Annotated in this window: 1 protein-coding gene and 1 pseudogene; both read left to right on the top strand. The window is 67.6% G+C overall.

The genetic code is table 11. The features are described 5' to 3' along the window. Positions 1-1,986 (top strand): AbfB domain-containing protein (locus tag GC106_RS46915; protein ID WP_173142671.1); only part of this gene is annotated, 1,986 nt, incomplete at its 5' end. A gap of 82 nt (positions 1,987-2,068) precedes the next feature. Next, a pseudogene (locus tag GC106_RS46910) lies at positions 2,069-3,346 on the top strand (ALF repeat-containing protein); the annotation flags it as partial.

Here is a 3,346-nt window from a genome sequence, read left to right as displayed (position 1 = left end):
CCGGCGGCCACCGCGATGCCGGAGTCCACTGAGGTGGAGAAGGTCCGTGCGGTGCGCGCGATCGAGGTCGGTGAGGCGACCGATGAGTGGTTGATGTTGTCGGACAAGAATTTCGTGTTCCGGGTGTATGACCGGATCAGTCCGGACAAGTATCCGCTGACGAAGGCTGAGGCTTACCGGGTTTACCGGATTGTGGTGGATACGCCGGATGCGCCGGATGCGACGGCGTTCATCCGTACTGGTATTCATGATTTTGTCGATCGTGACCATATTGAGTATGCCCGGCGTACGGAAGAGGCGCGTCAGGCGCGGGAGGCGCGGCAGAACGCGGCGGCGTTCGCGGAGATCCCGGCGGATGCGGCGATGCTGGACGGCAACGACCAGAACTTCGTCTACCAGGTGTGGCGCCGCTCGACCGGCCCGAAGGTCAAGCAGGGCGCGGTGGACGCGTGGGGTGGTGACGCGGTGGCGTGGAAGACGTTCATCACCACCACGATCTACACCCTGCACATCGAGGACCAGCGCGACGCGATCGAGAAGGCCAAGCAGGAAAGCGAGGAGGCCGCGCGGATTCTGGCTGCCAAGCAGGCGAAGAAGAACGCGGCCGCGCTGCTGGGGATCATCGCGCCGGAAGGCTGGCTGACGCTGTCGGACGACAATTTCATCCGTCAGTTGCTGACCACGCCGGAGCTGGCGCAGCCGCGGCACATCGAGGTGAAGAACGCCGCGGACGCCGCGTTGCGCAGTACCAATCCGGCGGATTGGAAGGCGTTCATCGACACCGGTATGAAGGCGGCCGATGAGCGTGACGCTGCTCGGGAGAAGGCTCTGCGTGAGGAGGCTGACCGGCAGAAGGTCCGTGAGATCAAGGCCAAGGCCGAAGCAGGCCGGGTGCGGCCGCGTTTGGTCGCGGCGGCCAACGCCGCGCTGGCGGGTACTGCGGCGGATGTCACGAGGTTCTTGTCGGAGACGCAGTATGCCGTGCTCAACCAGGCGTTGATGACCACGACGCCGGGGGTGAAGGGCTGGCATGTGCGGACCGGCGGTGGCGACGCGGTCATCACGCCAGGCACGCCGGGCGTGCCCGGTGAGGCACCGCTGGGCGAGGCGACTTGGAAGGTTGTGGCGGGTCTGGCTGATACGGCCTGTTACTCGTTCGAGTCGGCCACGAAGGTCGGCAGCTATCTGCGTCAGCAGGATCAGCGGGTGAAGTTGCACGCCAGCGATGGCAGTGACGTGTTCAAGAAGGACGCCACGTGGTGCCCGAAGCTGGGCCACTCCGGTTCTGGTGTGTCGTTGGAGTCCAAGGCGTTGCCTGGTCGTTTCCTGCGTCACTACGGTGCCGCGCTGTACGCCGCCAACGAAAGCGGCGCCAACGTGTGGGACACCAACCAGCACGTGTTCAAGGCGGACACCACCTGGAACGTCGTCAACCCTGACCCGATCATCACCACGCCGATCATGCTGCGCTGGTACAACGACGACGCGCTGCGTGCCAGGGTCGGCAAGCCGACGGCCACCGAGGTCCACGAGGCCGGTGTCCGCTACCGGGACTTCGAGCGGGGCAGGATGTACTGGAAGCAGGGCACCGAGGCGCGCATGCTCGCCGGCGCGATCATCCAGACCTTCGACGCGCTGGGCCGTTACAACGTCGGCGGTGGCGCCACCCTGGCGATGGACCAGGCCACCACACCCGACGGTGTCGGCCAGTACGTGCACTACAACCCCGAACGGATGCTGTCGATCTACTGGTCGCCCACTACCGGGTCGCACTGGGTACTCGGTGCCATCCGGGACAAGTGGGCCAGCATGGGCTGGGAGAAGTCCGAACTCGGCTACCCCACCAGCGACGAGTACGACATCCCCGGCGGCCGCCGCAGCGACTTCCAGAACGGCTGGTACATCACGTGGAATGCCACCACCGGTGAGGTCAAGGTGATGCGCAAGGTGGTGATCGTGCTGCCACCGCCTGGCGGCGGCAACTGACCTGACCGCGGATCACCAGTTCTCCGGTCCGGTATCCGCCTCGACCCGGGTGCCGGACCGGCCTCACGCAGGGGAGTTCACAGTGAAACTACGCAGCGCTGTGGTGGCGCTCGCGGTACTCGCCGGGCTGGTCAACCCGGCAGCCGCGGCGCCGGAACAGCTCAGAACCGTTGCGGCGGCCCAAGATTCGGAGCCGCCGCGGCCGATGCCCGCTGATCCGTACAAGGAGTGGGACGGCAAGACCGGTGTTCCGGACACCGGTGACCCTCGGTTGCGTCAGTTGGTGGCTGACAATGCCGAGTTGGCTGAGGATGTCGAGGTTCGTGATGCCGCGAGGGCCGCACTGGAGGGCGGCCGTACGGCGATCATGGCGTTCCTCAACGCGGGTTTGCGGGAGGCGCAGAAGAGGGCCGCGGATCGCAAGGCCGAGGTCGCCCGGCAGAACCGGGCGGCGATCGAGCCGTTGCGTGGTACCGGTGGGGCGTATCTGCGGGCCGAAGTGGACCGTGTGCTGGCCGGTACCGATCTGGACCGTGCGCAGTTTTTGGCCTACGGCAAGGCTATCGCCGAGCAGCGGGACGCGGCGGCGACGCAGAGCGTCCAGCAGCGGGCGGCGGAGAACCGGGCTCGCGTGCAGATGCTCGTCGGGGTCGGCGGGCCGGAGGTCAAGCGGGCCGCGCAGACCGCGTTGGACGCTGGTGATGCGGCGGTCGAGCAGTTCCTGGCCAGCGGGTATTTGGAGGCGGCCAGGAAGGACGCCGAGGCGCGGGAGAAGTTCCTCGCTGACGAGGAGGCCCGGCAGGAGGCCGCGGAGGCCTTGTCGGAGCTGGCGAAGCGTTCGGCGCGGGCGAACGAGGCCCGGCGTGTTCTGCTGGTGGAGCACGGCAACGGTATCCGGGCGTTGCAGCGCTCGTCGAATTCCCTGATCCTGGCGGGGAATGAGGCACGGAAGGCCGAGCAGATCCTGGCCGCGAACACCGCGGGCGGGCAGCACCCGGTCGATGCGTTCGACGGGGTGAAGGCGGAGATCGCCCGCCAGGTGGGCAACGCTCGCGCGGCGGCGGCGGACGCGCAGACCGCGGCGGTCAAGGCCCAGGTGCAGGCCGATGTGCTGGTGGAGACCGGTCAGCCGTACGGGGCGCAGTGGGCGCAGATGGCCTTCGGGATGTCCCAGGCGGCACGGGCTGCGGTGCCGGCGGTGGAAACGGCGTCGCATTCGATTGACGCGGCGGCGTTCACCGACCAGGCCCGTAACGCTCAGGAACGTGCCGAGCGGCATGCCGAGCAGGCCAAGAAGTGGCGTCAGACCGCCGAAGCGCACGCGCGTGCCGCGGCGGATCTGGCTGAGGCCGCGCGGGTG

Origin of the sequence: Kibdelosporangium persicum, from assembly GCF_013280595.1 — a bacterium.
Taxonomy (GTDB): Bacteria; Actinomycetota; Actinomycetes; order Mycobacteriales; family Pseudonocardiaceae; genus Kibdelosporangium; species Kibdelosporangium persicum.
This window is presented reverse-complemented; position numbering and strand designations above follow the sequence as displayed.